Source organism: Gleimia sp. 6138-11-ORH1 (assembly GCF_024814355.1).
GTDB lineage: Bacteria > Actinomycetota > Actinomycetes > Actinomycetales > Actinomycetaceae > Gleimia.
Genome location: NZ_JANUXV010000001.1, coordinates 256,668 through 281,216, shown reverse-complemented (window position 1 = coordinate 281,216; position 24,549 = coordinate 256,668). Strand labels below are relative to the sequence as shown.

Here is a 24,549-nt window from a genome sequence, read left to right as displayed (position 1 = left end):
GCTACTACCTGGTAACGGTTACTATTTTGTAAACCTGCGTTGTTATCCAAAAAAACTTAGTTTAGTAACTGAACCATACTATCAGAAAAGTTATTGCGAGTCAGTTTCCTTATTCACATCGTGAACACGGAGATTTGGTTCCACTACGGGGCCCTTCACCTGCATTAGAATCCGCACTTGTAAAGCTGCCTGCACCAAGATGTTAGCAACCAGAATTAAGCCCATTACACGCCGGTCTAATCCACTGACATTTTGGACAATCAGCACGCTAGAAATCAAGATAACTATCTTAATTAGGTAATCTGCCCCCACGGCCAGTAACTGCAAACTAGAGTTCCGAGCTACCAGCGTTAATGTCCACCCACTTAACAGTGCCAGAACAATCCCGATTCCCGTTGCGATTAAAGCAGTCAAAACTGACTTTTCTAACCCCCAAGTTATTAACATGCTGAGAGCGCCAATCAGGACAGCGGCAAGAGGGAGAATCTTTTTTAGTCTTTCAACTGCTGCCAGCAACTTTAAAGAACTCATTCCTGCTTCATCCTTTCTTCTGTCAGCTTATCTATCATTCTAGGAGTTTTCCGGGTCAGGAAAATTCCGATTATCCAACTAATCACCGTGGCAATCAGCACGTAGTGGGACGGGAAAATAAGAATAGCTACAACGGGGGCGGTCACTAAAAATGTCCACAGATACATCAGCAGCGCCACCGCACTGTGAGAATGTCCCAGTTTCAACAGTTGATGATGAATATGCTGTTTATCTGCGGCAAATGGAGAAGCCCCTTTGGAAACGCGACGGATAATGGCTGCCAGCATATCAATAATGGGAAGTAGCACCACCAAGATTGGCAAAAGAATAGGAATAATTGCGGAATATAACTGGGGGGCATTAAGAATATTGGGATCAATTTGCCCAGTCACGATAATCCCCGCACTGGCAACTAAAACTCCCAGTGACATAGCTCCCGCATCTCCCATAAAGATTGATGCCGGATGAAAGTTATAAGGGATAAAACCAAAGCAGATTCCTACTAAGGCAGCGCTAATTAGTGAAGCGGTAGAGGCAAAAGTAAGAGCTTCAGAAATTACCGTCAATAGATAGCTGTATCCAAAGAAAGCTAATGCCCCTATCCCTACTACCCCAGCGGCTAACCCGTCTAAGCCATCTACAAAGTTCACGGCATTCATCAAAGAGACGATTATCAGTACCGTCACCACCATAGACATAGTGGAAGAACCGATAGTTATCCCGAAAATAGGGAAGGAAATAAATTGCACTCCGAAATATACCATTAGCATTGCAACAATAATTTGCCCGGCTATTTTCGCAATCCAGTCCAGTTCGTAGATATCATCTACCGCCCCCAAAACGGTGATACCAATTACTCCGATTACAACTCCCCAGATTTGCCCTTTTTCAAAAACAGGCGAAAAGTAAGGTATTTTCATGGCGATTAAAATCGCCAGCGTAAAACCGAGTGACATCGCAATCCCACCTAAACGCGGGATCGGCGTAGTGTGGACATCCCTATCTCTAACCGGTGCGCAAATCCCTTTAGCAAGGGCAATCTGTCGAACCACTGCAGTGAGAATAAAAGTAATTAAGGCAGCTACTGCAAATACTAAAATATATAGTCTCATGCGTGCAGCACCTCAAAGATTTCAGTGTCCGTTATTTTTCCTCTTCTTAATATTTTCACTTCATCAACACAAGAAACAATGGTAGAAGGTAGATTTCCCTCGGTAGCCCCACCATCGACATAAACAGCAACCTTATCAGCAAAATAGGTCACCGCTTGCGGACAGTCAGTAGCTGCCGGGGCACCGGTAAGATTAGCTGAAGTCACTGCCAGTGGGCCAGTCTTCGCTAAGATTTGCAGGGCGATTGGGTTATCGGGCATACGCACGGCCACCGTGTCTGGCATATCTCCTAGATCGTATTTTACTTCTTCACCGGATTTAAGAATCAAAGTGAGAGCTCCGGGCCAAAACGCTTCCATCAGCCGGTAGGCTGCTGCGGGAACGTCTTTGGCGATTTTCGTAACCTGCTGGGCATTTGCAAGCAGAATCGGGGGTGGTTTTTGCCGTCCTCTCCCCTTTGCTGCTAAGAGGGTTTCAATTGCTTCTTTACTTCCCGGATTACCAGCGATTCCATATACGGTGTCAGTTGGAAAAACAATTGGCTGATTCGTATTTATTGCGGTTACCACAGCCTCTAGTTGAGTTTGACTAAGAGCCGTGGTTTTCGCCGATTTACAGTCAATAATTTCCATAGATTCATTCTCTCACGATTTGTTAGCCACCGGCTTTTGGGCGATTAAAAATCTGTCGATCCCATTTAAGTCAAGCTGGGTTGAAATATCACTAAACCCTGCTTTGCTGGCTGCTTCCCGAGTGGCTTCTCCCTGCGTATCATCGTGTTCCATAATCACCAAGCCGCCAGGTTGCAAATACCGGTAGGCATTTGCAATGATCTGCTGCGGGATTTCCATGCCGTTTTCTCCCCCACCCCAGAAAGCTAAACTTGGTTCGTACTCGGTTTCTCCAGGTAGTTTCCGCACCGGCACATAAGGGGGGTTGGATACAACCAGGTGAAAACTGTTTTCCCATTCCGAGCGAAGCACAAGTGCGTCTGCAGCCACTAAAGCGGTTTTTAAACCTAGTTTCTCGCGGTTTTCTTTAGCAATTTCGAGGGCGTCTGGGGATACCTCAACTCCAGTGACCTCCCAGTTGGGTAGCTGACTGTCTAACGCCAGTGCAATAGCTCCACTTCCGGTACATAGGTCAAGGGCCTTGCCAAATTCAATCCCTTTATCTCTCACCCACTGCAAAGCTGTTTCCACAAGCATTTCTGTTTCCGGACGGACACAAAATACCCCGGGACGGGCGTTAAGTTCCAAACCGTAGAACCACATTTTTTGCAGAATATAAAAAAGTGGTTCACGGGTTTCGCGGCGGCTAACTAATTCTTCAAGTTGTTTTCTTTCAGTTTCACTAACCGTTTCTTTCCAAAGGTAACGGGGGGCTTGTATAACTACTTGGAATAGTTCAGTAGCATCCTTTTGGGCACTTTCAATCCCCGCAGCACGTAATCTTTGCACTGCGGTTAAAAACAGTTGTTGAGTCTGCGTTGATTCCATTAAAACCGTTTGGACTACTGGTTTCCTTGTCCAGCCGCTTCCATCCGTCGCTGTTCATCAAGGACGATCGCAGACTGAATCACCGGTTCCAGTTCTCCTTCAAGCACAGTTGAAAGATTGTAAGCCTTATACCCTGTCCGGTGGTCGGCAATCCGGTTTTCGGGGAAATTATAGGTGCGGATTCGTTCAGAACGGTCCACTGTGCGCACCTGTGAAGCGCGCATAGCGGAAGCTTCAGCTTCTTTCTTTTCACGTTCCATTTGGATTAACCGGGAACGGAGCACGCGCAAAGCAGCTTCTTTATTTTGTAGCTGGGATTTTTCGTTCTGCATCGAAACAACTACGCCGGTAGGTAAGTGAGTGATACGCACAGCCGAGTCAGTGGTATTAACTGACTGCCCGCCTGGCCCTGAAGAACGGAAAACGTCAATCCGCAGATCATTAGGTTCAATAACCAGTTCGTCAGTATCATCTTCCACTTCAGGAGTAACCAGGACACCCACTGCAGAGGTGTGGATTCGCCCTTGGGATTCCGTGACGGGAACTCGCTGCACTCGGTGAACTCCACCTTCAAACTTTAGGTGCGCCCACACACCGTCCTCGGCGGCAACATCTGTTTTCGAAGCAATCGAAAGAGAAACTTCCTTAACCCCACCCAATCCAGTGTAGGTAGAGGAAAGTTCTTTAACTCGCCAGCCTTTAGTTTCAGCGTATCGAGTGTACATGCGAGCCAGTTCAGCAGCGAATAAAGCAGATTCTTCCCCACCTTCACCAGCTTTAATTTCCAAGATGACGTTATCGGCATCAGCCGGGTCACGAGGAATTAAAATTTTCACTAAACGAGCGTGGGCTGCTTCTAAGGCTTCTTCTAAAGCGGGAATTTCCGAAGCAAAACTAGCGTCTTCAGCAGCCATTTCCTTTGCTGCAGCCACATCCTCAATCGCGGCCACCAGAGAATCTGCTGCTTTTTTTATGACGGAAAGTTCAGAAAATCGCTTTCCAAGTTTTCTTTGCTGCCCAAGATCTGCCAGTACTTCTGGGTCTGCCAAAGCAGCTTCAACCTGAGCGTATTCTTCAAGTAGGGGGGCTACTGCTTGTAGCTGAGTGGCGTATGAGCTCACGAGATTTCCTTCAACAATTTTTAAGGGGGATAAAAGAATACAAAACGGCGTCGCCAAACCTCATCTGAGGGTAAGCGACGCCGTTGTGTAAAGCTACTTCTGGCGCTTGCCGTAACGAGCTTCGAAGCGAGCCACGCGACCACCGGTGTCCATGATCTTCTGCTTACCGGTGTAGAAAGGATGGCAGTTAGAGCAAACGTCAACGCGCAGTTCTTCTACACTCATGGAAGTGCGGGTGTCGAAAGAGTTACCGCAGGTGCAGGTAATCTTCGTATCGGTGTATTCAGGGTGGATACCCTTTTTCATGGTTTCTCCTTAAGGGATTCGAGGATGCCGGGTCCACACGCGCTCCGCGGTGGTGAACCGGAACCAATCCATAATTTTTCCATACTATATGGAAATCTTCCAGTCCTTTTTCAAAGGTGGCTTAATCTTTCGGCGTGGTCTTGGCAACACTCATGAGGAATTCAGCATTCGATTGGGTTTCTTTTAACTTGTCCAAAACCAGTTCTAATGCCTGCTGCTGTTCCAAGTTTCCGAGGACGCGGCGCAGCTTCCACATGATTGCCAGTTCTTCTTTCTTGAACAGGGCTTCTTCACGTCGAGTACCGGAACTATTAACATCCACAGCTGGGAAAATACGGCGATCTGCAAGCTGACGTGACAAACGTAGCTCCATATTGCCAGTTCCTTTGAACTCTTCGAAAATAACCTCATCCATTTTCGAACCGGTTTCAACCAAAGCCGAAGCAATAATAGTTAAAGAGCCGCCTTCTTCAATGTTACGGGCTGCACCAAAGAACTTCTTAGGTGGGTAAAGTGCTGAAGCATCTACCCCACCGGACAGAATCCGACCGGAAGCTGGGGCAGCTAAGTTGTAGGCGCGTCCTAAACGAGTGATTGAGTCTAAGAGCACTACTACATCTTTACCCAGTTCCACCAGACGCTTAGCACGTTCAATAGCCAGTTCCGCAACCGTCGTGTGATCTGCAGCTGGACGATCGAATGTCGAAGCGATCACTTCACCTTTAACGGTGCGTTGCATATCGGTAACTTCTTCAGGACGTTCGTCTACCAACACGACCATCAGGTGAACTTCTGGATTATTTTGCGCAATCGCGTTAGCGATCTGCTGCATCACAATAGTTTTACCAGCTTTAGGCGGAGCAACAATCAGACCACGCTGCCCCTTCCCGATGGGGGATACCAAATCGATCACCCGTGGAGTGATAGCTTTTGGAGTAGTCTCTAAACGTAGCTGTTCCACTGGGTAAAGTGGGGTTAGCTTGTTGAACTCACGACGTACCGCAGCTTGTTCAGGAGTTAGCCCATTTACTGAATCTAAACGAACTAAAGCATTGTACTTCTGGCGTTGCCGTTCACCTTCTTGTGGCTGACGAACCGCACCAACTACCGCGTCACCGGGACGCAGTCCCCAACGACGGACATTTCCCAAAGTAACGTAAACGTCGTTTGGACCCGCTAAATATCCTGAGGTGCGTACAAATGCGTGGTTTTCTTGCACATCTAAAATACCTGCGATTTGCACCAGGTTATCTTCAGAAACGGGGGTTTCTGCATCATTCGCATCGGTTTTTTCCCGACGCTTATTGCGGTCACGTCCGCGCCGACGCCGACTATTATCGCGATCTTCACGTGAACGACGCCGACTGGAACGCTCATTATTTTCTTCATACTCTTCAGTTTCAGCTGAAGGAAGTTGAATCTCATCAACACTGGCCGGTACTTTTTCAGTTTCGTCAGCCGCCGTGTTCTCTACCAGACCCAGTTCTTCTTTAACATCAATCACAATAGTTTCTGGGGATGCGGTTGGGGCAGAAACTGCCCGGCGACGCCGCTTACGTGGTATTTCAGTATCTACATTAGTTTCCGCTTTAGGGGCGGCCAATCCCAGATCTACGGTGAGATCTACAGCTGGGGTGGGCAGATCAAGTTCTACAATAGCTGTTTTAGCGCCGCGTGTTTCACGCTTATCGCGACGGCGACGACTAAAGCCTTCCTGTTTGCGGCCAGTTTCTTCCTCCGTATTAGCTGGAGGAGCTACCTCAACTTCTGGTGAGGTAACTTCAGCCACAGGCTGGGTATTTTGAGAAGTTGGTTTTCCGCTCCGCGCATCGCGAATAGCTGCTTGCAATTCCGGGCGGCGCATCTTAGCTGGATCAATCCCCAGTTCAACTGCTAATTCTCGCAGTTCAGGCAGACGCATAGCTGACAGGGGGCGCTTCTTATTTGCGTTTTCGCTCAACAGTTTTCCTAACTGATGTAGCCCAAGTAAGGCTAGAGGTTTCTAAATCATGCTCTGCTTCACAGCAGGCAAATCCGTTCGGGCTTACAAACTGTAGATTTAACCAGTAATGCACTTGGAACGGTTTGAGAACTAGCATTTGCTAGAAGATAACTCAAATGGAGTTACTCTTCAGTGTAACACACTTAAATGCTCTCCCGTACTTTTTGAAAGTGAAAGTAGTCTCTCTAAATAACCTCAGGCCAGCAGTGATGCTTCAATTTGAGCGCCCTCGGGCATAAAAGAAACCGGAGCAACCCGCCAAGCCGCTGCCTCAGCCTGCTCAACTAATTCCCTATCCAAAGAAGCGAAAACTAACACCGCTTCCCCACCAGCACTTGCCAAAGCCGGTATGCCAAGTTCTTGCAAATAGGCAACCAGTTTCGCAACCGGCGCATAAGCATGATTCTCAGAAGCACTCATTGCCGTAGCTTTAGCAAGCATCTCAGTTGTAAAAGCCGTACTTAAATCAGACATATACGCAGTAAGTAAACCAAAATTCAATGCTCTAAACTCAATCCCATTTCTACCCAACGCATAAAAATTCTTTGAAACTAACAGCGTAGCCGGCCGTTTTTCCAAAGCTAAAGGCAGGTAGCGTACTCCGCGTTCAGCTTCTTTCGTCCACACCAGCGCCGCAGCTCCTCGAACCAGCACAACCGCAAGCTCCGCATTGGCTCCTGACTGCACTGCCAATTCGATTAATTCCTCTTCCGTCAAAATATTCGCCGGAGCCAACCCCGCCGCCAGTAAAGTTCCCGCAACTGCCAGCACAGAATCATAGGTTGCACCATAGGGTAATACCCACTTTGATTCCCCGGAAATAACTAACCCCACGTGCGGTGCGCCCAAATAATCTAAAACCCGGTAGGCAGCCCGATGAATAATCTGCACACCTGATTTTGCCAGAAAATCTCCATCAAACTCGCGTACTTGGATTTCACTATCCCCCGCTACTGCACGCAACTCGAAACTACTGGGCAGGTTCAATGACACGCTTAACTTTTCACCACTTAACGATGCAAAAGAAAGCGCCCCAAATAAAGTCACCTTAACTAAATCATTCTTAATCAACATCATCGACACCCCGTAATAGTTCCGCGAAGCTAGTCGCATAATCTGTTTCTTCTAACTGCTCACCCGCTACGATATACAGCGGGTAATCTGACTCCAATCTGCCAACCTCAACTCCGTCAGAAGTAACAAAACCATAGGGCGCACTTTCCCACCCAGGGATTCCTAAAAACCCGATCTGCGGAGTTTTCACCCCAGCTTTTCGCGTGTCTTTATTCGCCATGAACTTTCTTAACTGATCCGCCAGATCTCGCACCGCTTCAGTGTGGTCGATTAAGGCATTTACTTCTAACTGTCTGATCCCGCCCATTTCAAAAATAAACATTAAATCAAAATTAGTTAAACCCAGTTTCGCCAGTTTTAAAAGATCACGAAATAAACCAGCTTGCCTATGATAACTTTCTACCGGCAGATATTTACCCCAGCTTTCAACAACTAAAGTTAAAGAACTCTGTCCATCCGCACTCTCATAAATGGGTAGTTCTAACCTGCCTGCGCATACCCGCCCCAGCTTCAAAAAAGCTTTAAACTCATACCACTGCGGATTATTTGCCCAGGAAGAAACTACTGTTTTTAACTTCCAGTGTCCCTCAGGTTTTATTGAATCAGGATCATTGAAATGGGCAGCAAAAGCGCCTTCTTTCCATAACGAAATAAAATACTCGTAAGAAAAAATATGTACCTTAGTATTTTCCTGCGTGAAGCGTTCACTGCGGAAAATTAAATCAAATAACTGTGGATAATTTAGGTCAAGTAAGTACTTACCGCCGGAACCACTGCGATTAACGAACTGTTTAAGCTGTGTTTCTAAGCCTAAACTTAAACCGATCTGCTTTTGCTCAATTGCTTCGAGGACACGATCTGCCGGGCATAGTTCCGCATCAAAGAAAAGTTCCCCACCAGCTAAACCGTACCCGTCCCAAAACTCTTCATATAGACGTGTGGCCCACACATCTAAAGACGCTACCAGCTGATTTCCGTCTAATAGATTGAAATCACCTGCTTGGTGGCGAGCCTCAATTTGAGCTTGTATTTGCGTGGAAAATTTCAAGACGCTTCCTTATTTAGGATTTAGTTTTCCAAAGACGAACTTCGCCTGTGTTGAAGACATCTACTGGTTTTTAACTAAAGGTGGGTGATTATAAATAGTTTATAACCACCCACCTTTAAGCGTTGCAAACAAAACGCCAGTTACACCACTTACATACGCTCAGGTGCAGTAACTCCCAGCATTTGTAGGCCATTAGCCAAAACCTGCTTCACCGCGTCATTCAGCCACAGGCGAGCCACGTGGCCAGCTTCAACTTCCTCATTTGCCCGCGGGGTCACTCGGCACTGCGCGTACCAAGTGTGATAGGCAGCAGCCAGGTTTTCTAAATAGCGTGCCACGCGGTGAGGTTCGCGTAGCTGCGCAGCTTGTGCCACCATCGCAGGGAATTGTGCTAAAGCACCCAAAAGCTGCGTATCCGCAGGGTGATCTAAAGCAGCGGGTGTAAACCCAGCTTCTTTCACTACCCCGTGTTCAGCGGCATTCCGGCTTACGTTACAGGTGCGCGCATGCGCGTACTGGACGTAGTAAACGGGATTATCGTTACTGTGCGAAGTTAAAAGATCCAGGTCAATATCAATCCCCTGATCGATAGATGAGCGCACCAGTGCATAGCGGGCAGCATCCACCCCAACTGCTTCAACCAGGTCATCTAAAGTAACGATAGTGCCGGCTCGTTTTGACATCCGCAGTGGCTGGCCGTCCTTCATTAGATTAACTAACTGCCCAATAAGTAGCTCTAAGTTATCACCTGGCTGGTCGCCAAAAGCCGCACACATAGCGTACATGCGGCCAATATAGCCGTGGTGGTCAGCGCCCAGCATAATTACCACCTGGTCAGCTCCGCGTTCACGTTTATTCAGGTAGTAGGCAATGTCCCCCGCAAAATAAGCTGCGTCCCCATCAGATTTGATAATTACTCGGTCTTTATCGTCACCAAATTCGGTGGAACGCAGCCAGGTAGCGCCCTCGGCTTCGTAAATTACTCCGCGTTCACGCAACCGGTTAATCGCTTCTGCTACTGCCCCGTTGTTGTGCAGGTGGTCTTCGTGGAAGTAAACGTCAAACTCTACTTGGAACTGAGCTAACTTACGTTTAATCTCTGCAAACATAAGTTCCACTCCGCGAGCGCGGAATACTTCAGTTGCTTCTGCTTCTGGCAAAGTGAGTGGGTCTGCTTCTTTGGCAGCTTTAGCATCGGCGATTACTTGGCTGGCGATGTCCTCAATGTATTGGCCACCGTAGCCGTCCTCGGGAGCATCTTCTCCTTTGGCGCGGGCGTAGAGGGAGCGAGCAAACCGATCGATCTGCGCCCCGTGGTCATTGAAGTAGTATTCGCGGGTGACTTTGGCACCTGAGGCTTCCAGTAGGCGCGCTAGGGTGTCCCCAACAGCTGCCCAGCGTGCGCCGCCTAAGTGGATGGGGCCGGTAGGGTTGGCAGAAACGAATTCCAAATTGACGTGTTTGCCTGCCTGGGATTGGTTTTTTCCGTATTCACTTCCCGCGGTGAGGATGGTGCGAGCCAGTTCTCCGGCTGAAGCTGCGTCCAAGGTGATGTTGATAAATCCTGGGCCGGCAACTTCAACGGCTTTAATCCCGGTTTCTGCTTTTAAACGTTGAGAGATAACTTCAGCTAAAGCCCGTGGGTTAGTTCCAGCTGGTTTGGCCAGGCGCATGGCGATATTGGTTGCCCAGTCTCCGTGTTCTTTATTCCGAGGGCGTTCGACCACGATTTCAGTGGGAATATCTGCTGCTGCTAGTGCGATCTCTTGGGCTTGGGCTGCCTGGACTAATACGGTGTGGATTAGTTGTTCTAAATCTTGTGGGGTCATCTTCTTCGCTTACTTTAGTTTGCAGTTTTAGACTTAACGCTTAGTTTCGTAGTCGCTTAGCATGTTAATGCGTTCGATGTGGCGGGGGTCGTTAGAGAAGGGTGTCTCTAGGAATACTTCGATGAAGCGGGTGGCTTCTGCTAGGCTGTGTTGGCGTGCGCCCACTGCGATTACGTTGGCGTTATTGTGTTCGCGGGCTAAGGCGGCGGTGGCTTCAGACCAGGCGAGGGCGGCGCGCACACCGTTTACTTTATTAGCTGCGATCTGTTCTCCGTTACCTGAGCCACCGATAACGATTCCCAGGGCGTGAGTGTCTTTTGCTACCGCTTCGGCGCAGGGAATGCACATGGTTGGGTAGGCGTCTAAGGCGTCGTATTCAGTTGCTCCGTGGTCAATCACCTTATACCCTTTTTCGGTGAGGTGTTTGATGAGGTGTTCACGCAGTTCAAATCCGGCGTGATCGGCGGCGATGTGGACCTCCATGGCTTGCCTTTCTTGAAGTTATTTTGGTTTCAGATAGTTTATTTGGGTTTTCTTAAAGTATGGGTATGGTTAGTCTTCCACGTCTTCGGACATGAATACTGCCAGTGGTCGAGTGGCTTTAAATTCTGACAGGATAATTCCTATGATTGAGGTCATTGGAACGGCTAAGATGGCGCCGGGAAGACCCCAGAGAGTTACCCAGAAGGACAGGGCAAGTAGGACTACAAAAGCGGATTGATTTACGGTGCGTCCGATGAGTTTTGGTTCTACAAAGTTCCCCATGATGATTTGGGCAAGTAAGAGGGCGATAGCCAGAGCGATAGTCCATGGCCAGGAGACGAATTGAACGATGGATAAGGCTACCGGAAAGAGCACACCGAATGCTGAACCAATGTAGGGGATGTAGTTTAGTAGGCCGATTAGCAGCGCCCAAAAGGCTGCGTAGTCTAAGCCGAAGCCCAGCATAATCACGTAGGAAACTAGGGCGAGGATAACGTTAATGAAAGTTTTTGCGCCCAGGTATTGTCCAACTTTAGTGTTTACGGCTTCGAGGATTTCCTTTACGCGAGCAGCTTTTTCAGGGTTGGGGAAAGCAGCTGCAAATTTTGCTGCGAAAGTTACGCGTTCTCCTAAGAGGAAAGCAATGTAGACAATTACCAGGAAGATCGTACCTGAGGCAGCGCTTACCTGACCGGCAATCCACAGTAACCAGGTCTGGAGTCTGAAGGAGTTGGAGATTCTGGCACTGAGTTGGTTCCAATCTGGAATATACTCTTCTCCGAATGTGTCAGTAAGCTGGTTGAAAAGTTGGATTAGGTTTTCTTGGTACACGTTCGAATTGACGATTAGTTCTTGGATCGTCACGGTAAAGAGAGAGATGAGAGCTGCTAATAATGCAAGGAAGCCAATGTAAATGATTGTTTTCCGCATTAGTGAGGGAAGTTTACCAACATAGGGGATGCGGGTAAGTGCTTTATCCAATTCGTTAAAAATAATTACGAAAATGAAAGCAGCTAACACTGGAAGGATAAAAGCTTGACCGATTTGCAGCAAATACCCGATCAAAACTACTAAAATTACGGTTAGCGTAAGGTTTAGTAACGGGTTATTTCCCGATTTTCTGACTTTTTCAGTCATCTATCTTTACCTTTCAATAACGGATGGGTGATCCGTTTTATCCCTGTTTGGAAATGTATTTGTCATAATCTGCTTGATTATAAACTACGTCGATTTCGCCGATGAGTTCTCTTAATCCAGTTTCACCACAAAGCTGACGTTTAAACTGGTAAAGTCCATTTGCCGGATCGGTAGAGAACACGCCTCCCATATCATACTCTAAGTAGCCATTTTCAATCGCATATTTGATCCCCTCATTATTGGTTTGCAAAGAGGGGGAAAGCTCTCTCATTCGAGTAGAAGTTCCCGCGTAAATGTAGAATGCTTTCCGATTATAACAAGTAAGAATTGCTGCTGAGATTGGCTCTCCAGCGGGGTCTAGCGTAAGGATAAGCCGAGTCGATGGGAACGCCGCAAAAAGAGCCTCGAAGTAGGCTTTAGGGCGGTGAGAAATACCTTGACGAGCTGCCATTTCGACAATTAGCGCATAAAACTGGTCTAAGTAGGCGACAAAATTTTCTGATTCTGGCCCGTAGATATTAGTTGTTAAACCATCGGTGTAGGTGCGCCTAATCCGGTAACGGACTTTCTTATTGAGGTTTGCTAAAAAGTCAGCGTGAGTTTTTCCGTTAAGGTCCAAAACCATATTACAACGGGGGTTTGAAAATGCCTTGGGATCTTCGATTTCCCGACTGCGCACTACATATCCCAGATTTCGGTAGGTATTAACTAAATTTTCTTCGTAGGCTACCTCAGGGTCGATTCTTAGGAGGAAGCCGCCCCTTTGCTGCGCTACTTCAGCTGCTTGAGCTAACAGTTCTTGGACTGTTTCAGTATCGCGTAAATCGCAGACTGGGCCGCGTGGGGCGTACATGAAAACCGTTCCATCTGCTTGTTTGATGGAAATGATAGAGAGCACTGCAGAAATTTTTCCTGCTTCATCTCGAAGGTAGATGTAATCGGCGTTCCAGTTGGCTTTTACTTTCGCCCATGCGGGAGATTGCATCAGCATTCCATGTGGACTATTTGCAACGAAAAGATCTATCTCAGCAAGAATTTCTGCTGCATTGGCAGCTTTTTCGTCAAATATCGGCATAACTACCACTCCTGAATAGTAATAAAATCGCGTTGATCATATAAAACGACCAACGCTGATTTTCGTACCCCGAACAGGATTCGAACCTGCGACCTTTTGCTCCGGAGGCAAACGCTCTATCCACTGAGCTATCGGGGCCGGTACTGTTATACAGCTACTTCAGTTTAACACCATCAGCTTGTAAACACAGAACCAAACAAAAGGGGTTTAGCTCACCTTATTCGGTGAACTTAGCAATCACCTGAGTAGCCAGCTGTGGATCATCGGTGACAATTCCATCCGCTCCTGCTTGAAGTGCCTGTAAAATTTCTGCTTCCGTGTTCAGTGTCCAGACGTGAACTGCGATTCCCTGCTGGTGAGCATAGGCAACGAATCTACGGTCAATAACTTTCAATGGTCCCATTTTAAGTGGCACTTGGGCAGCCACCACTGATTCTGCTGGCCCCGGAATACGAAGTTTCCTTGCTGGAATCGTGAGGTTCGCCCCGGTCCACAGTAAAGCCGCTTCAGTTTGCCCTAAGCTGGTGGCAATTTCGGGAGCGTAGCTGCGAATATCCCATAGGCGTGCCGTGCTGAATGAGGCTAAGCAAACCCGCTCGGTTGCTTTGGCTGCAAGGATTACATCAACCATTGCTAAGGAAACTTCATCCTCTTTAGCGTCGATGTTGAAAGCCAAATCTGGGTAGGTTTCTAACGCGTCTGCTAAGCGGACGAAAGATGTTTCCGAGTCCTTAATCCGAAGACGACTTAGTTCATCCCAAGTATGGTTAGCAACTAAACCTGTCCCGTTTGAGACGCGATCTAATACCGGATCGTGAACTAAAATTACTTCTCCGTCAGCGCTGAGGTGCGCGTCAGTTTCTACGTAGTTAAAATCATTTTCATAACAGTATTGCAGGGATTCCCAAGAGTTTTCTGGGGCTACCAGCGCACCACCGCGGTGGGCAATGACAATAGGTGTTTGATTTGGGCCAAGCTGGTACATGCTAACAGCCTTCCCCGGGTTGAGTGGCGGCGTGTTTTTCTAACCAAACGAAAGGATCGGTAAAGCCACCTTTAGTGTCGCGGATTTCAAAATGCAGGTGCGGGCCGGTTGACCAACCATTTGAGCCTACCCCCGCAATATGTTGCCCAGCTTTAACCTTATCGCCTTTTTTCACCAGCACTTGGTCCGGATACATATGCGCGTAGGCGCTGCGATAGATGGTGCCGTCCGTGTCGGTATGTTCAATCACTACCAGGTAGCCGTAGCCCATCGAGTTATTGGCAGATTCGATTACTTCCCCATCAGCTACCGCGTAGATTGGGGTTCCCACGGGGCCTGCTAAATCAATGCCGGTGTGGACGTTATAACCGCCAATCCCAGGCATGAATCGCGGACCGTAGGCGGACGCAACAATAATAGAGTCTTTATAAACTGGCCAATTCACGGTGGCAATTTTTTCTACTGGCCGATCCCCGTTAGCTGTCACCGGTTTATCAGCACAGGAACGAATTTCTAAAGGAGTGCGGACTCTAACTCTGCTGGCAGCTGAGGAAACTCGTTTAAAATCAGCGGTATCTGAAGCTGCTATCGGGTTGAAGTCTGCCCAAGAACGCATTGAGCCGGTGGAAATCACGGCTTTAGCGGGAATAGTGATAGTTGATTGTGGGCCCACGTAGCCACTTACTGGGACTACTACTGTAGCCATCAACAGGGCGCTTAGCAGACCACCTCTTATCAGAAATGAACCAACTCCACGCTTCCGTTCAACGGGACGTTTTTGCACTGCCGCTAGCTGGCTAGTACGTAAATCTTCTTCTGCCTTAGCTCGCAGTTCTCGCCGCGTAGGAAATGGAGATTTTACGTTTTTTGCTTCACTCACGTGTATCTGAATCCTATAGTTTAGTCTTTTAGGGTGACAGCTCAGTTAGCTTCGCCGTATAACAAATTTATATCGATTTGCTTCGCTTTTCTACCCCGAGACAGCAGTTGTGGATAGTCTCACCCATTCACAGAAGTTGATCACGCTGTAGCGTGTCGTGTACTTCCCCAACCAGTTCTTCCAAGATATCTTCTAAAAAGAGAACGCCCACACTTTCACCGTCCTTGTAAACTTCAGCTAAGTGGGTTCCCAACCGCTGCATTTCACGCAGGGCTTCTTCAACTTCATCCTCACCATTTACCGGAGGTAGGTCACGGATCCGCCAGGCGGGAATCGGCATTTCTCTTTCTGCCCCCGTGGCATAAAGCACGTCTTTAATATGCAGGTACCCTTGTAAAGCTCCAGTTTCAGAAATAACTGGGTAGCGGGAAAAACCTGTACGGGCGACTTCTCGTTCAACTTCTGCGGGGCTAACGTCATGAGCCAACGACACAAGCTGAGCCGTGGGCACCATCGTATCGGCTACAGATTCTTCTGAGAATTCTAAAGTTCCTGAAAGCAATCCCAGATCGTCATGTAAAGTTCCTTGCGCAGTGGAAAGTTCCACGATACTTGCTACTTCTTCCACTGTGAAAGCAGAAGCAACTTCTGATTTAGGTTCAAATCCGAATCCGCGCACGAACCAGTTAGCAATCCAGTCCATAAAGAGAATAACTGGTTTAAGGACTCTACCGATTGCCACTAAGGGAGGTGCCAACCAGAGCAACGCTTTATCAGGCATAGATACAGAGAGGTTTTTTGGAACCATTTCTCCAAAAACGATATGTAGGTAAAGCACAATCGCCAGTGCAACTGTAAAGCCTACTACGTGGGCTGACCCGGCTGGAAGATTTAATGCCAGAAGTGGTTCTTCCACTAAGTGGGCAATTGCCGGCTCAGCTACTGCCCCCAAAGAGGTGGAGGCTACTGTGATTCCCAGCTGACAAATTGAGAGCATTAAAGATACGTGTTCGATTGCCCAAAGGGCTTTATCTGCGCCGCGGACTCCGTTTTCTGCTAAAGGTTCAATCTGCGCGCGGCGGGAGGAAGTTACTGCGAATTCGCCAGCTACGAAAAATGCGTTAATGAGCAGCAGTAAGATAGTGATAATAATTCCGGTGGTTGCACTCATGATTGCTCCTGCTCAGCACTTTCGTCAAAGATTTCTTCTTTAACACTGATCTCTTCGACTCGGCGCCCTTCCATGCGAGTGATTTCCATTTCGGCTTCACCAATTTGAATGGTATCTCCCAGTTCAGGAACGCGTTTAAGCTGATACATCATTAGTCCAGCTAAAGTGTCGTACTGTCCTTCATCAGGGACGCGGATTCCAGTGCGTTCTAATAGTTCGTCGGGACGTAAAGTTCCCGGCACTTTCCAAGCTCCGTCTTTAGTGCGGCGAATCCCGTAACGACGCAGATCGTGTTCGTCAGCAACTTCACCGACGATTTCTTCAACTACGTCCTCTAAGGTAACGATTCCAGAAGTTCCCCCGTATTCGTCAACCACCACGGCAATTTGGAGGCCCTGATCTCTTAACTCCACTAAAAGGGGTGCTAAAGCCAGGGTTTCTGGCACCCGAGGGGGCGGGGAAATCAGTGAGGAAGAGAGGACAGATACTTCTGCCCGTTTGGCAAACGGCACAGAGATTGCGCGTCTGAGGGAAACGAATCCTAAAATATCGTCAGAATCATCGCCCACGATGGGGAACCGTGAGTGTCCAGTTTTCTTCGCTAAGGCAACTACTTCAGCGGCGGTGGCTGATTCTTTAAGGTATTCCATCCGCCCTCGGTGAGTCATTACGTCTGAAGCGGTAAGTTCAGCGATGGCAATAGATTTAGTTAAAAGTGTTGCTGTTGAGGTATCTAAAGTCCCCTCTTCAGCAGAGTGCCGTACCAGTGCAGCCAGCTCTGAAGCGGATCGGGCGGAAGATAGTTCTTCCATTGGTTCGATTCCCATGGCCCGCAAAATCCGGTTTGCAGTGCCGTTGAGGATTTTAATCAGCGGCAAAAAGAGATTAGTGAAAGCTGCTTGTAAGGGAGTGACTAAACCAGCGGTTTTGACCGGAGCTGCCAGGGCCAGGTTCTTAGGAATTAGCTCTCCAAAAAGCATTGAAACACCGTTAATGATGATAATCGCGATGATTACCGCCAGCGTGGTTGCTAAAAAGGTGCTAAGACCGGTCCAGCCCAAGAGGCGCCCAAACATATCGGTAAGCGTTACCTGGGTGGTGTAGCCCAGTAGGATGGTAGTGAGGGTGATACCCACCTGAGCGCCCGATAGTTGGGTGGAGAGGTTTTTCACGGCAGAGAGAATCTGCTTTGCGCGGTTATCTCCGGCGGCGACGCGTGCTTCGAGGGAAGCAGAATCTAACGCTACGTATGAGAACTCTGCAGCTACGAAAAGAGCGGTTCCTAAAGTTAGGAAGATCCCCACTGCAATCATTAGAAGATCATAGAGCACGGTACACCTCCTGGATAGTTAGAGTATGCCTGCTTTGCGTTTGGGGTCGCCCGGTACTTCGAGACGGCTCAGAATTGTTCATAAATGTTAGCCTAGCGAATTTTTACGTACTTTCGCACTTTGGAGCGTTAGATTTCGCTCACGTTTAGGGTTTGATTTTGGGTTTAGCTGATTTGAGATAGATTAAAATCAGGCCCGCCAGTAAGAGGAGTACACCGCTGAGGCTGATTCCAATAGCCGCCCAATCACGCGCATTTAAGGTGGTGGGGTTAGCGGCATAAGGATCCTTTGCCGGTGTAATTCCCTGGGTTTCTTGTGCTGAAGCACTCTCGCTGGCAGAGTTTAGTTCAGCTGGTTGCGGCTGTGGGGTTGGCTGTTTTTGGGTTGTGGCGTTAGGCGTGTTTGCCTGGTTTCTTCCCACTATTGGTTGGGCCGCGTTTGGTAGTTGGCTTTGGCTAATAATGTTTTGGGGGGCATTATTGGTAATTGCCGGAGGGGCACCATTGACTGTGGGTGCTTGCCCTAAGTTGGTATCTATGGGCAGCTGAGGCTTTTCTCGATTGGGTGCGTCCATTTCCGAGGGCGATTTGAGGGGTTCTTTTCCGAGTTTAGAGTGATCTTTTTCAGATTTGTCTATTTGTTTTTGCACTGTATCGACGTGAAATTTCAGGTGGGAGGGTTTTCCAAGCGGGCGAGTACCGCTGTAAAGCTGTACTGCCAGTTCATAGGTACCTGCTTTGGTAAAGAGCCAGTTTAGGTGTCGATGGGTTGGTTCGGTGGTTTGTAGCCGGTATTTTCCAGGTTTGGTTGTGTCGAAGAAAGTTGTTACGCTTTGGTCTGCGTCAGCAAATGGGTCCACGCTGAAGCCAACCGCTTTACCTTCTGCGGGGGTATCCAGCGGGGTGATTACAAAGTCTAGTCCCTCTGGGTAGTTCTGGTAGTCAATTTCTTCAGTTGAAAATCCGGGCCAGAGAAGTTGGTTGTCTTGTACTTCAGGTAAAAGGTAGAAGGTTTCTCCAATTTTTCCTAGGAAGTCAAAGCGTGCTTCACCTTGTTCAGTGGTTCGGGTTTGTTTGGCTGCCCGCGGTACCGATAGGGTTATGGTTTCTGGTTCGCGGGGAATTCGTGTTTGTGAAGCGTGTTCTAAAGTGTCGTCTTTAATAATTATGCCCAGCTCTTTTGCGTTTTGTTTTGCGCTGATATCTAGGTGTCCTTTGGTGAGGGTGAGTTCGGCTTCCTTAGGGTTGGCTGAGTCTCCTGCACCTTTTCCTTTTTCTGGAGTTTTTGGTTTCCCAATTTCGCTACCTGCTTTGCCTCCTTTATCGATGGGAGGTTTTAGTTCAGGATTTCCTGGAGAGGGCACCTGAGGTTGCTCTTTGGGGGGCTGGGGTTGCTGGGGTGGTTCCTTGTCTAAGGGGTCGCCCGGTACTTCCTCTTTTTTCGGAGGGTCAAATGAGGGGAAGTCCTTAGTGTAGCTTTGTTTTTCTAAGCTGAAAGTTGCGGTGGTTCCCTGTGTGAGGTCTACCTGTTGCGTGTAGGTAGTTCCCTTCGCGTTAATGGAGGGGAATGGACTGATATTTAAAGACAGGTGGAAGTCTTTTTGGCAGTAGGAAAAATCATGTACTCGCTGGTAGGATCCGGCAACTAAATCGGCATCTAAGAAACAGTCGAAATGGAATTGCTTGGGTTTTTCTTTGAATCCGCCTCTGACGTGTCCTTTAAATTTCGGGTCTCTTCCGGCGATTTTTACCAGGTATTTTCCGGGTTGGTCAGCTACTGGGGTAATTTCCATATCCACTTGAAGATCATTTAGTTCTGTGGCTTGTAGTGGATATACGGGAGCTGGGTTTAGCGCGTTTTCTGGCGCAATTTCACTGGTTTCTTGAGTTTGTTCTACTCCTGGTTGGGTCCGTTGATAGCTGAACTGTTCACTCACCCAACGTCCAGTTGGAGCGCTCCCCGCCGGGATAAAGATGGCTTGATAGTTAGCAGTTTCATCGCCGAGCATTTCTGAGCCGGTAGCGATTCCGTTTTCTACGGGGAGTTGGATTAGTTCAAACCCGTCAATAGTTACTACTAAGGTGCCTGAATCTGCCGGGTTTCCGGTAGTGAATTTGAAGTCAGTGTAGTACTGGTCTCCGGGATTTTCGTAACGCTCAGGTGTTTTGGGGAGCATTTGGAAACTTGGGGTGCTGTTTCGATGATTTGAAACCGGTGCACTTTGGAATGCTTTTCTAAAATCCTTCAAGTGAGTTTTTAGGCGCGGGTCATTTCCGCCTACTCTCCACTCGTGTACCTGAGGTGGGGAGACAATTGGATTGCCTACTTTGTCGCGGGCGAAGGCTTGGAAGTAGATCCGGTAGGTGCCTGGTTTAGAGAAGGTCGTGAAGTTGTGGGTGTGCTGGGCTGGCTGTAAGAGAGTTTCCCGGTACTTGGTGTCATGTGAGGAAAATAGGCGACGTACTAGTTCCCCTGATGGCCCGGTAATGAAGTATTCAACTTTACCTGGTCCGTCGATTCCAATTAGGTTGAGGGAGAATTCTCCGTCTCTGAATTGTTCGGTGGGGATTTGTGAGTCGGCGCCCAGGCCTGCCCAAATCGGAGTGTTGTAGGATCCGGCGATTTGTGGGGAGGCGTAGAGGATTGTGCCCGCAGTTCCCAGGTGTGCCAAGCTGGGGTGGTTGGGGACTTGGAAGATGTGGGCTGGGGTTCGTCCGCGCCAGCCTTTTCCTACCCAGTTAAGGGCGTAGTCGATAGGGATTGTGTGTTCGTCTATTTCCCCGGCGCTATTTCGCGTTGCGTAGTTAGTAAGTAGTTGGAAACGTTGATTTACTGGATCCCAGTAGACTTTAGGGGCATCTACGTGAGTTCTTGAGTAAACGTATTTGTGGTTCTCTGAATAGGTTGGGGGTTCTGGAGTTTGCGCTGCGTGGGCAGCGATTGAGGTTAGGGTAAGGGCTCCTACTGCAGTTAGTGTTGAAAGAGTTTTCGATAGTTTTCGCATTTCTTCATCCCCACAACTTAATGATTATCATTCTCATTATCGTTAAGGGTGGCGCCCTCGTCAAATAAAAATCTCCAAAAACATTTTTATCTGTATCACATCGCTAAATAACCCCACGAAAAAGAAATAAACAAACTAAACTAATTACAAAGAATCCCCCTGGGACGTATCATCACGCGCAAAGGAGCCCCCATGGAAGAGCCAAACCTCTCTCCCTTCGGAACCACCCCTCCCCCTCCAACTCCCCCCTCCACCTACGTAGCTCCTCACCTTCCAAAACCCAAAGAAGTCGTCTCCCCGGCACACGACTACCCCTACGCTCCTATCCAAGATGAAAACAGCGAGGCAAACAGCGCAGCTAACATTATCGACGTAACCCGCTCTGACCTTCCTCCCCGCCCTCGCTCAGCCATTGCTGAAGCCACCTCCCCCTACGCGCGCCAAACCGGACAACAACTCAATCCCCGCGCCCTAAGTAGCGCAGACTCCACCGAAGCCCTCAAAGGCATCGCCCGCACAGTTGCCAAAAATATGGAGTCCTCTTTAGAAGTTCCCACCGCAACCAGTGTGAGACAACTTTCTGCGAAACTCCTGATCGAAAACCGCGAACTCATCAACTCCTACCTGGCACTCTCCCACGGCGGCAAAGTCTCATTCACCCACCTAATTGGATACGCCCTGGTTGAAGCACTCACCGAAGCACCCTCCCTAAATGTCCGCTACACGCTTGACGAAAATGGGAAACCCGCAATACAGCACTTAGCCCACGTAGGTTTCGGCTTAGCTATTGATGTACCTAAAGCAGACGGCACCCGCACCCTCTTAGTTCCTGTCCTAAAAGACGCAGACACCCTTAACTTCAGCCAATTCGTGCGCGCCTACGATGAACTGGTAGTAAAGGCACGCACCGGAAAACTAGCTGCATCCGACTTCACCGGAGGAACTGTCACCCTCACCAACCCCGGCACAATCGGAACAACCCATTCAGTTCCTCGCCTAATGCAGGGTCAGGGACTAATCATCGGCGTGGGCGCCACAGAGTACCCAGCAGAATGGGCAGGAGCTTCACCTGAGCGCCTAGCTGAAATGGCCATCGGTAAAATCATGACGCTTACCTCCACCTACGATCACCGCGTCATCCAAGGAGCCGGCTCCGGCGAACTCTTACGCACCGTCGTAAGAAAACTAACCGGACAAGAAAACTTCTATGAACGAGTCTTTGACTCCATGAAAGTACCCTACTCCCCCTACGGCTGGCAGCAAGACCTCCAGCGGATCGGCGAAGCAAATTCCGGGCGGATCATGCAGCTTATCCACGCCTACCGTTCCCGCGGACACCTGGCAGCTGACACCGACCCCCTGGCCTACAAGATTCGCCGCCACCCAGACCTAGACATATCCCACTACGGGCTTACCGTCTGGGACTTAAACCGCACCTTCGACGTAAACGGTTTCAGAGGGCGAAAAACCATGACTTTGCGGGAAATCCTCCAGCAGCTCCGCGAAAGCTACACCCGCACCGTCGGCGTAGAGTACATGCACATCCAAGACCCGGCACAACGCCACTGGATGCAAGATAAACTTGAACGCCCCTGGATGAAACCCACCTTAGAAACTCAACGGCATACTATGACTATGCTGAATAAAGCTGAAGCCTTCGAGCACTTTTTACAAACCAAGTACATTGGACAAAAACGCTTCAGCTTAGAAGGCGGGGAATCCCTCATCCCTCTCTTAGATAGAATCGTTTGGGTAGCGGCACACTCTAACATTGCTGAAGTAGCCATTGGGATGGCCCACCGAGGCAGACTAAACGTCCTAGCGAATATTGCCGGCAAATCCTATGCCCAAATCTTCTCCGAATTTGAAGGAAACCACGATCCGCGCACCGTCCAAGGATCAGGAGACGTGAAATACCATCTTGGGACAGAAGGAATCTTCTCTGCCACAGACGGGTACGCCACGAAAGTTTCCTTAGCTGCCAACCCCTCCCACCTAGAAGCAGTTGATGGAGTCCTACAGGGCATCGTGCGGGCAAAGCACGACAAACTAAACGAACCAGACTATCCAGTGCTCCCCATTCTCATTCACGGTGACGCTGCTTTTATCGGCCAAGGCGTTGTCTACGAAACCTTAAATATGAGCCAACTCAAGGCCTACCGCAACGGGGGAACCCTACACGTAATTGTCAATAACCAAATTGGCTTTACCACCAGCCCCACCTCCGGGAGATCCACCCGCTACTGCACCGACTTAGCAAAAGGCCTGCAAGTACCCATTTTCCACGTAAACGCCGATGATCCAGAAATGGTTGTCCGAGTTGGCAAACTTGCTTTAGAGTTCCGCCAAGCCTTCCACAAAGACGTCATTATCGACCTGGTTTGTTACCGCAGACGCGGGCATAACGAGGGCGACGACCCATCGATGACTCAACCAGTCATGTACGACTTAATCGGCCGCACCCCCACCACCAGAGATGCCTACACCGCAGACCTAATTGGACGTGGAGATATTACTGCCGAGGACGCAGCCGCCGCCCTCGAAGAATATAATGACCTGCTGAATCAGATCCTCTCTGAAACTCGCCAAAATAACGGGCACGCCCCCGAATCTGAGCAAACTGTAGCCGGATTAGAACAACCCGAATCCCAACGTTTAGGACAGGGACTGGTCATCGGTTGGCAATCAGCTATCACCACCGAAATGATCGAAAGAATCGGTGACGCACACGTCAATATTCCAGCTGGCTTCACCCCCCACCCAAAGATGGTGCAACTATTTGAAAAACGCCAGCAAATGACCCGCCAGGGAAATATCGACTGGGGCTTTGGCGAACTTCTAGCCTTTGGCTCACTGCTGATGGAAGGAACTCCCGTGCGCATGTCTGGCCAAGATGCCCGCCGCGCCACTTTCGTACAGCGCCACGCTACCTTACACGACTACACAAACGGTTCCGAATGGACTCCACTTAACTTCCTAGTTGAAGGACAGCCCCCATTTGAAATCTACGACTCCTCCCTATCGGAATACGCCCCCCTTGCTTTTGAATACGGGTACTCTGTGGAACGCCCCGAAGCCCTGGTTCTGTGGGAAGCACAGTTTGGCGATTTCGCTAACGGCGCTCAAACTGTCCTAGATGAATTCATCTCCTCAGCCGAACAAAAATGGGCGCAGCGTTCTTCAGTGACGCTCCTGCTCCCCCACGGCTACGAAGGGCAGGGACCAGACCATTCCTCCGCCCGAATCGAAAGGTACCTAGGGCTTTGCGCGGAAGAAAATATGTGGGTAGTACAACCTTCAACCCCCGCTAACCACTTCCATATGCTACGCACCCAAGCCTACAAGCGCCCTCGGAAACCACTAATTGTCTTCACTCCGAAACAGTTACTAAGACTTCCAGAAGCAGTTTCCGCAATAGCTGACTTCACCAGCGGAGGATTCCAACCGGTTATCCCAGAAGTAGATGCGCATATTAAGAACCAGCCTGCAGCGGTTGATCGTGTAATTCTCTGCTCGGGCCGCCTCTACTATGAGTTAGTTAAAGAAAGGCAGCGCCTAGCAGATACTGCAACCGCCATTATTAGACTGGAACAATACTACCCGCTTCCTACCGAGGCCCTATTAAACGAACTTGCCAACTACCCGCAAGCCGAATTGTTCTGGGTACAAGACGAGCCAAAGAACCAAGGAGCCTACCCGTTCTTAGCTCTCAACCTATTCCCAGAACTGGGACGTCCCGTAAAAGTTGTTTCCAGACCGGCAGCAGCTTCACCTTCGGCAGGGACAATGGCATTACATAAGTACCAGGCTGAACAGCTTCGGTTAGAAGCATTTAGCCGCTAGGTTAAACCTGTAAAGAGTAACCTAACCTGCTAGTAAAGCCATTACTTCTGCCCCTAATCTGGTTCGCCCTAATAAAGATTCTCTTTCTTTAGCTCGGCGAACCAGATTTTTTATCCAA

At 48.9% G+C, this 24,549-nt stretch carries 19 protein-coding genes and 1 tRNA gene; 1 reads left to right on the top strand and 19 read right to left on the bottom strand.

The features are described from left to right. Nucleotides 1–90 precede the first annotated feature (90 nt). The 19 genes from NXS08_RS01120 to NXS08_RS01030 all read right to left on the bottom strand — a co-directional run bounded on the left by NXS08_RS01120 (nucleotide 91) and on the right by NXS08_RS01030 (nucleotide 20,588). A complete protein-coding gene (locus tag NXS08_RS01120; RefSeq protein WP_259136288.1) occupies nucleotides 91–531 on the bottom strand; it encodes a hypothetical protein in 441 nt (146 codons plus the stop codon). Then, entirely contained in the window at nucleotides 528–1,643 is a 1,116-nt protein-coding gene (locus NXS08_RS01115; RefSeq protein ID WP_259136287.1) for a glycosyltransferase family 4 protein, read from the bottom strand. Before NXS08_RS01115 ends, NXS08_RS01120 begins: the two co-directional genes overlap by 4 nt. After that, nucleotides 1,640–2,275 (bottom strand): L-threonylcarbamoyladenylate synthase, encoded by a 636-nt coding sequence (locus NXS08_RS01110; protein ID WP_259136286.1) that lies wholly within the window; start codon nucleotides 2,273–2,275, stop codon nucleotides 1,640–1,642. The genes NXS08_RS01115 and NXS08_RS01110 overlap by 4 nt, the downstream gene beginning before the upstream one ends. 12 nt (nucleotides 2,276–2,287) lie before the next feature. After that, complete coding sequence (gene prmC, locus NXS08_RS01105; RefSeq protein ID WP_259136285.1) at nucleotides 2,288–3,142, bottom strand: peptide chain release factor N(5)-glutamine methyltransferase; 855 nt, start codon at nucleotides 3,140–3,142, stop codon at nucleotides 2,288–2,290. Nucleotides 3,143–3,156: 14 nt separating this feature from the next. Further along, on the bottom strand, nucleotides 3,157–4,263 hold the full coding sequence (gene prfA, locus NXS08_RS01100) for a peptide chain release factor 1 (protein ID WP_259136284.1): 1,107 nt from the start codon (nucleotides 4,261–4,263) through the stop codon (nucleotides 3,157–3,159). Nucleotides 4,264–4,356: 93 nt separating this feature from the next. Continuing rightward, nucleotides 4,357–4,569, bottom strand: a complete 213-nt coding sequence (gene rpmE / locus NXS08_RS01095) for a 50S ribosomal protein L31 (protein WP_259136283.1) — start codon at nucleotides 4,567–4,569, stop codon at nucleotides 4,357–4,359. 121 nt (nucleotides 4,570–4,690) lie between these two features. Then, nucleotides 4,691–6,490, bottom strand: coding sequence for a transcription termination factor Rho (gene rho / locus NXS08_RS01090; RefSeq protein WP_259137329.1), 1,800 nt, complete (start codon nucleotides 6,488–6,490; stop codon nucleotides 4,691–4,693). Nucleotides 6,491–6,766: 276 nt separating this feature from the next. Continuing rightward, nucleotides 6,767–7,648, bottom strand: a complete 882-nt coding sequence (locus tag NXS08_RS01085) for a hypothetical protein (RefSeq protein ID WP_259136282.1) — start codon at nucleotides 7,646–7,648, stop codon at nucleotides 6,767–6,769. Then, complete coding sequence (locus NXS08_RS01080) at nucleotides 7,635–8,693, bottom strand: hypothetical protein (protein WP_259136281.1); 1,059 nt, start codon at nucleotides 8,691–8,693, stop codon at nucleotides 7,635–7,637. The genes NXS08_RS01085 and NXS08_RS01080 overlap by 14 nt, the downstream gene beginning before the upstream one ends. 149 nt (nucleotides 8,694–8,842) lie before the next feature. Beyond that, nucleotides 8,843–10,522 carry an arginine--tRNA ligase gene (gene argS / locus NXS08_RS01075; protein WP_259136280.1) on the bottom strand — a complete coding sequence of 560 codons (1,680 nt, stop codon included), beginning with the start codon at nucleotides 10,520–10,522 and terminating at the stop codon, nucleotides 8,843–8,845. Between the two features lie 33 nt (nucleotides 10,523–10,555). Continuing rightward, entirely contained in the window at nucleotides 10,556–11,005 is a 450-nt protein-coding gene (locus tag NXS08_RS01070; protein WP_259136279.1) for a ribose-5-phosphate isomerase, read from the bottom strand. A gap of 69 nt (nucleotides 11,006–11,074) precedes the next feature. Further along, on the bottom strand, nucleotides 11,075–12,142 hold the full coding sequence (locus tag NXS08_RS01065; protein WP_259136278.1) for an AI-2E family transporter: 1,068 nt from the start codon (nucleotides 12,140–12,142) through the stop codon (nucleotides 11,075–11,077). A 37-nt stretch (nucleotides 12,143–12,179) separates the two neighbouring features. Further along, nucleotides 12,180–13,217 carry an aminoacyltransferase gene (locus tag NXS08_RS01060; protein WP_259136277.1) on the bottom strand — a complete coding sequence of 346 codons (1,038 nt, stop codon included), beginning with the start codon at nucleotides 13,215–13,217 and terminating at the stop codon, nucleotides 12,180–12,182. A gap of 65 nt (nucleotides 13,218–13,282) precedes the next feature. Continuing rightward, a tRNA-Arg gene (locus tag NXS08_RS01055) sits at nucleotides 13,283–13,355 on the bottom strand. A gap of 79 nt (nucleotides 13,356–13,434) precedes the next feature. Then, entirely contained in the window at nucleotides 13,435–14,202 is a 768-nt protein-coding gene (locus NXS08_RS01050) for a glycerophosphodiester phosphodiesterase family protein (protein ID WP_259136276.1), read from the bottom strand. Nucleotide 14,203: 1 nt separating this feature from the next. Further along, complete coding sequence (locus NXS08_RS01045) at nucleotides 14,204–15,082, bottom strand: M23 family metallopeptidase (protein WP_259136275.1); 879 nt, start codon at nucleotides 15,080–15,082, stop codon at nucleotides 14,204–14,206. Nucleotides 15,083–15,209: 127 nt separating this feature from the next. Further along, entirely contained in the window at nucleotides 15,210–16,253 is a 1,044-nt protein-coding gene (locus tag NXS08_RS01040; protein ID WP_259136274.1) for a hemolysin family protein, read from the bottom strand. Continuing rightward, complete coding sequence (locus tag NXS08_RS01035) at nucleotides 16,250–17,584, bottom strand: hemolysin family protein (RefSeq protein WP_259136273.1); 1,335 nt, start codon at nucleotides 17,582–17,584, stop codon at nucleotides 16,250–16,252. The genes NXS08_RS01040 and NXS08_RS01035 overlap by 4 nt, the downstream gene beginning before the upstream one ends. A 145-nt stretch (nucleotides 17,585–17,729) precedes the next feature. Further along, nucleotides 17,730–20,588 (bottom strand): choice-of-anchor M domain-containing protein, encoded by a 2,859-nt coding sequence (locus tag NXS08_RS01030; RefSeq protein WP_259136272.1) that lies wholly within the window; start codon nucleotides 20,586–20,588, stop codon nucleotides 17,730–17,732. A gap of 192 nt (nucleotides 20,589–20,780) precedes the next feature. On the opposite strand from NXS08_RS01030, the gene NXS08_RS01025 reads away from it, so the two are divergent. Then, complete coding sequence (locus NXS08_RS01025; RefSeq protein ID WP_259136271.1) at nucleotides 20,781–24,431, top strand: multifunctional oxoglutarate decarboxylase/oxoglutarate dehydrogenase thiamine pyrophosphate-binding subunit/dihydrolipoyllysine-residue succinyltransferase subunit; 3,651 nt, start codon at nucleotides 20,781–20,783, stop codon at nucleotides 24,429–24,431. Nucleotides 24,432–24,549: the final 118 nt, after the last annotated feature.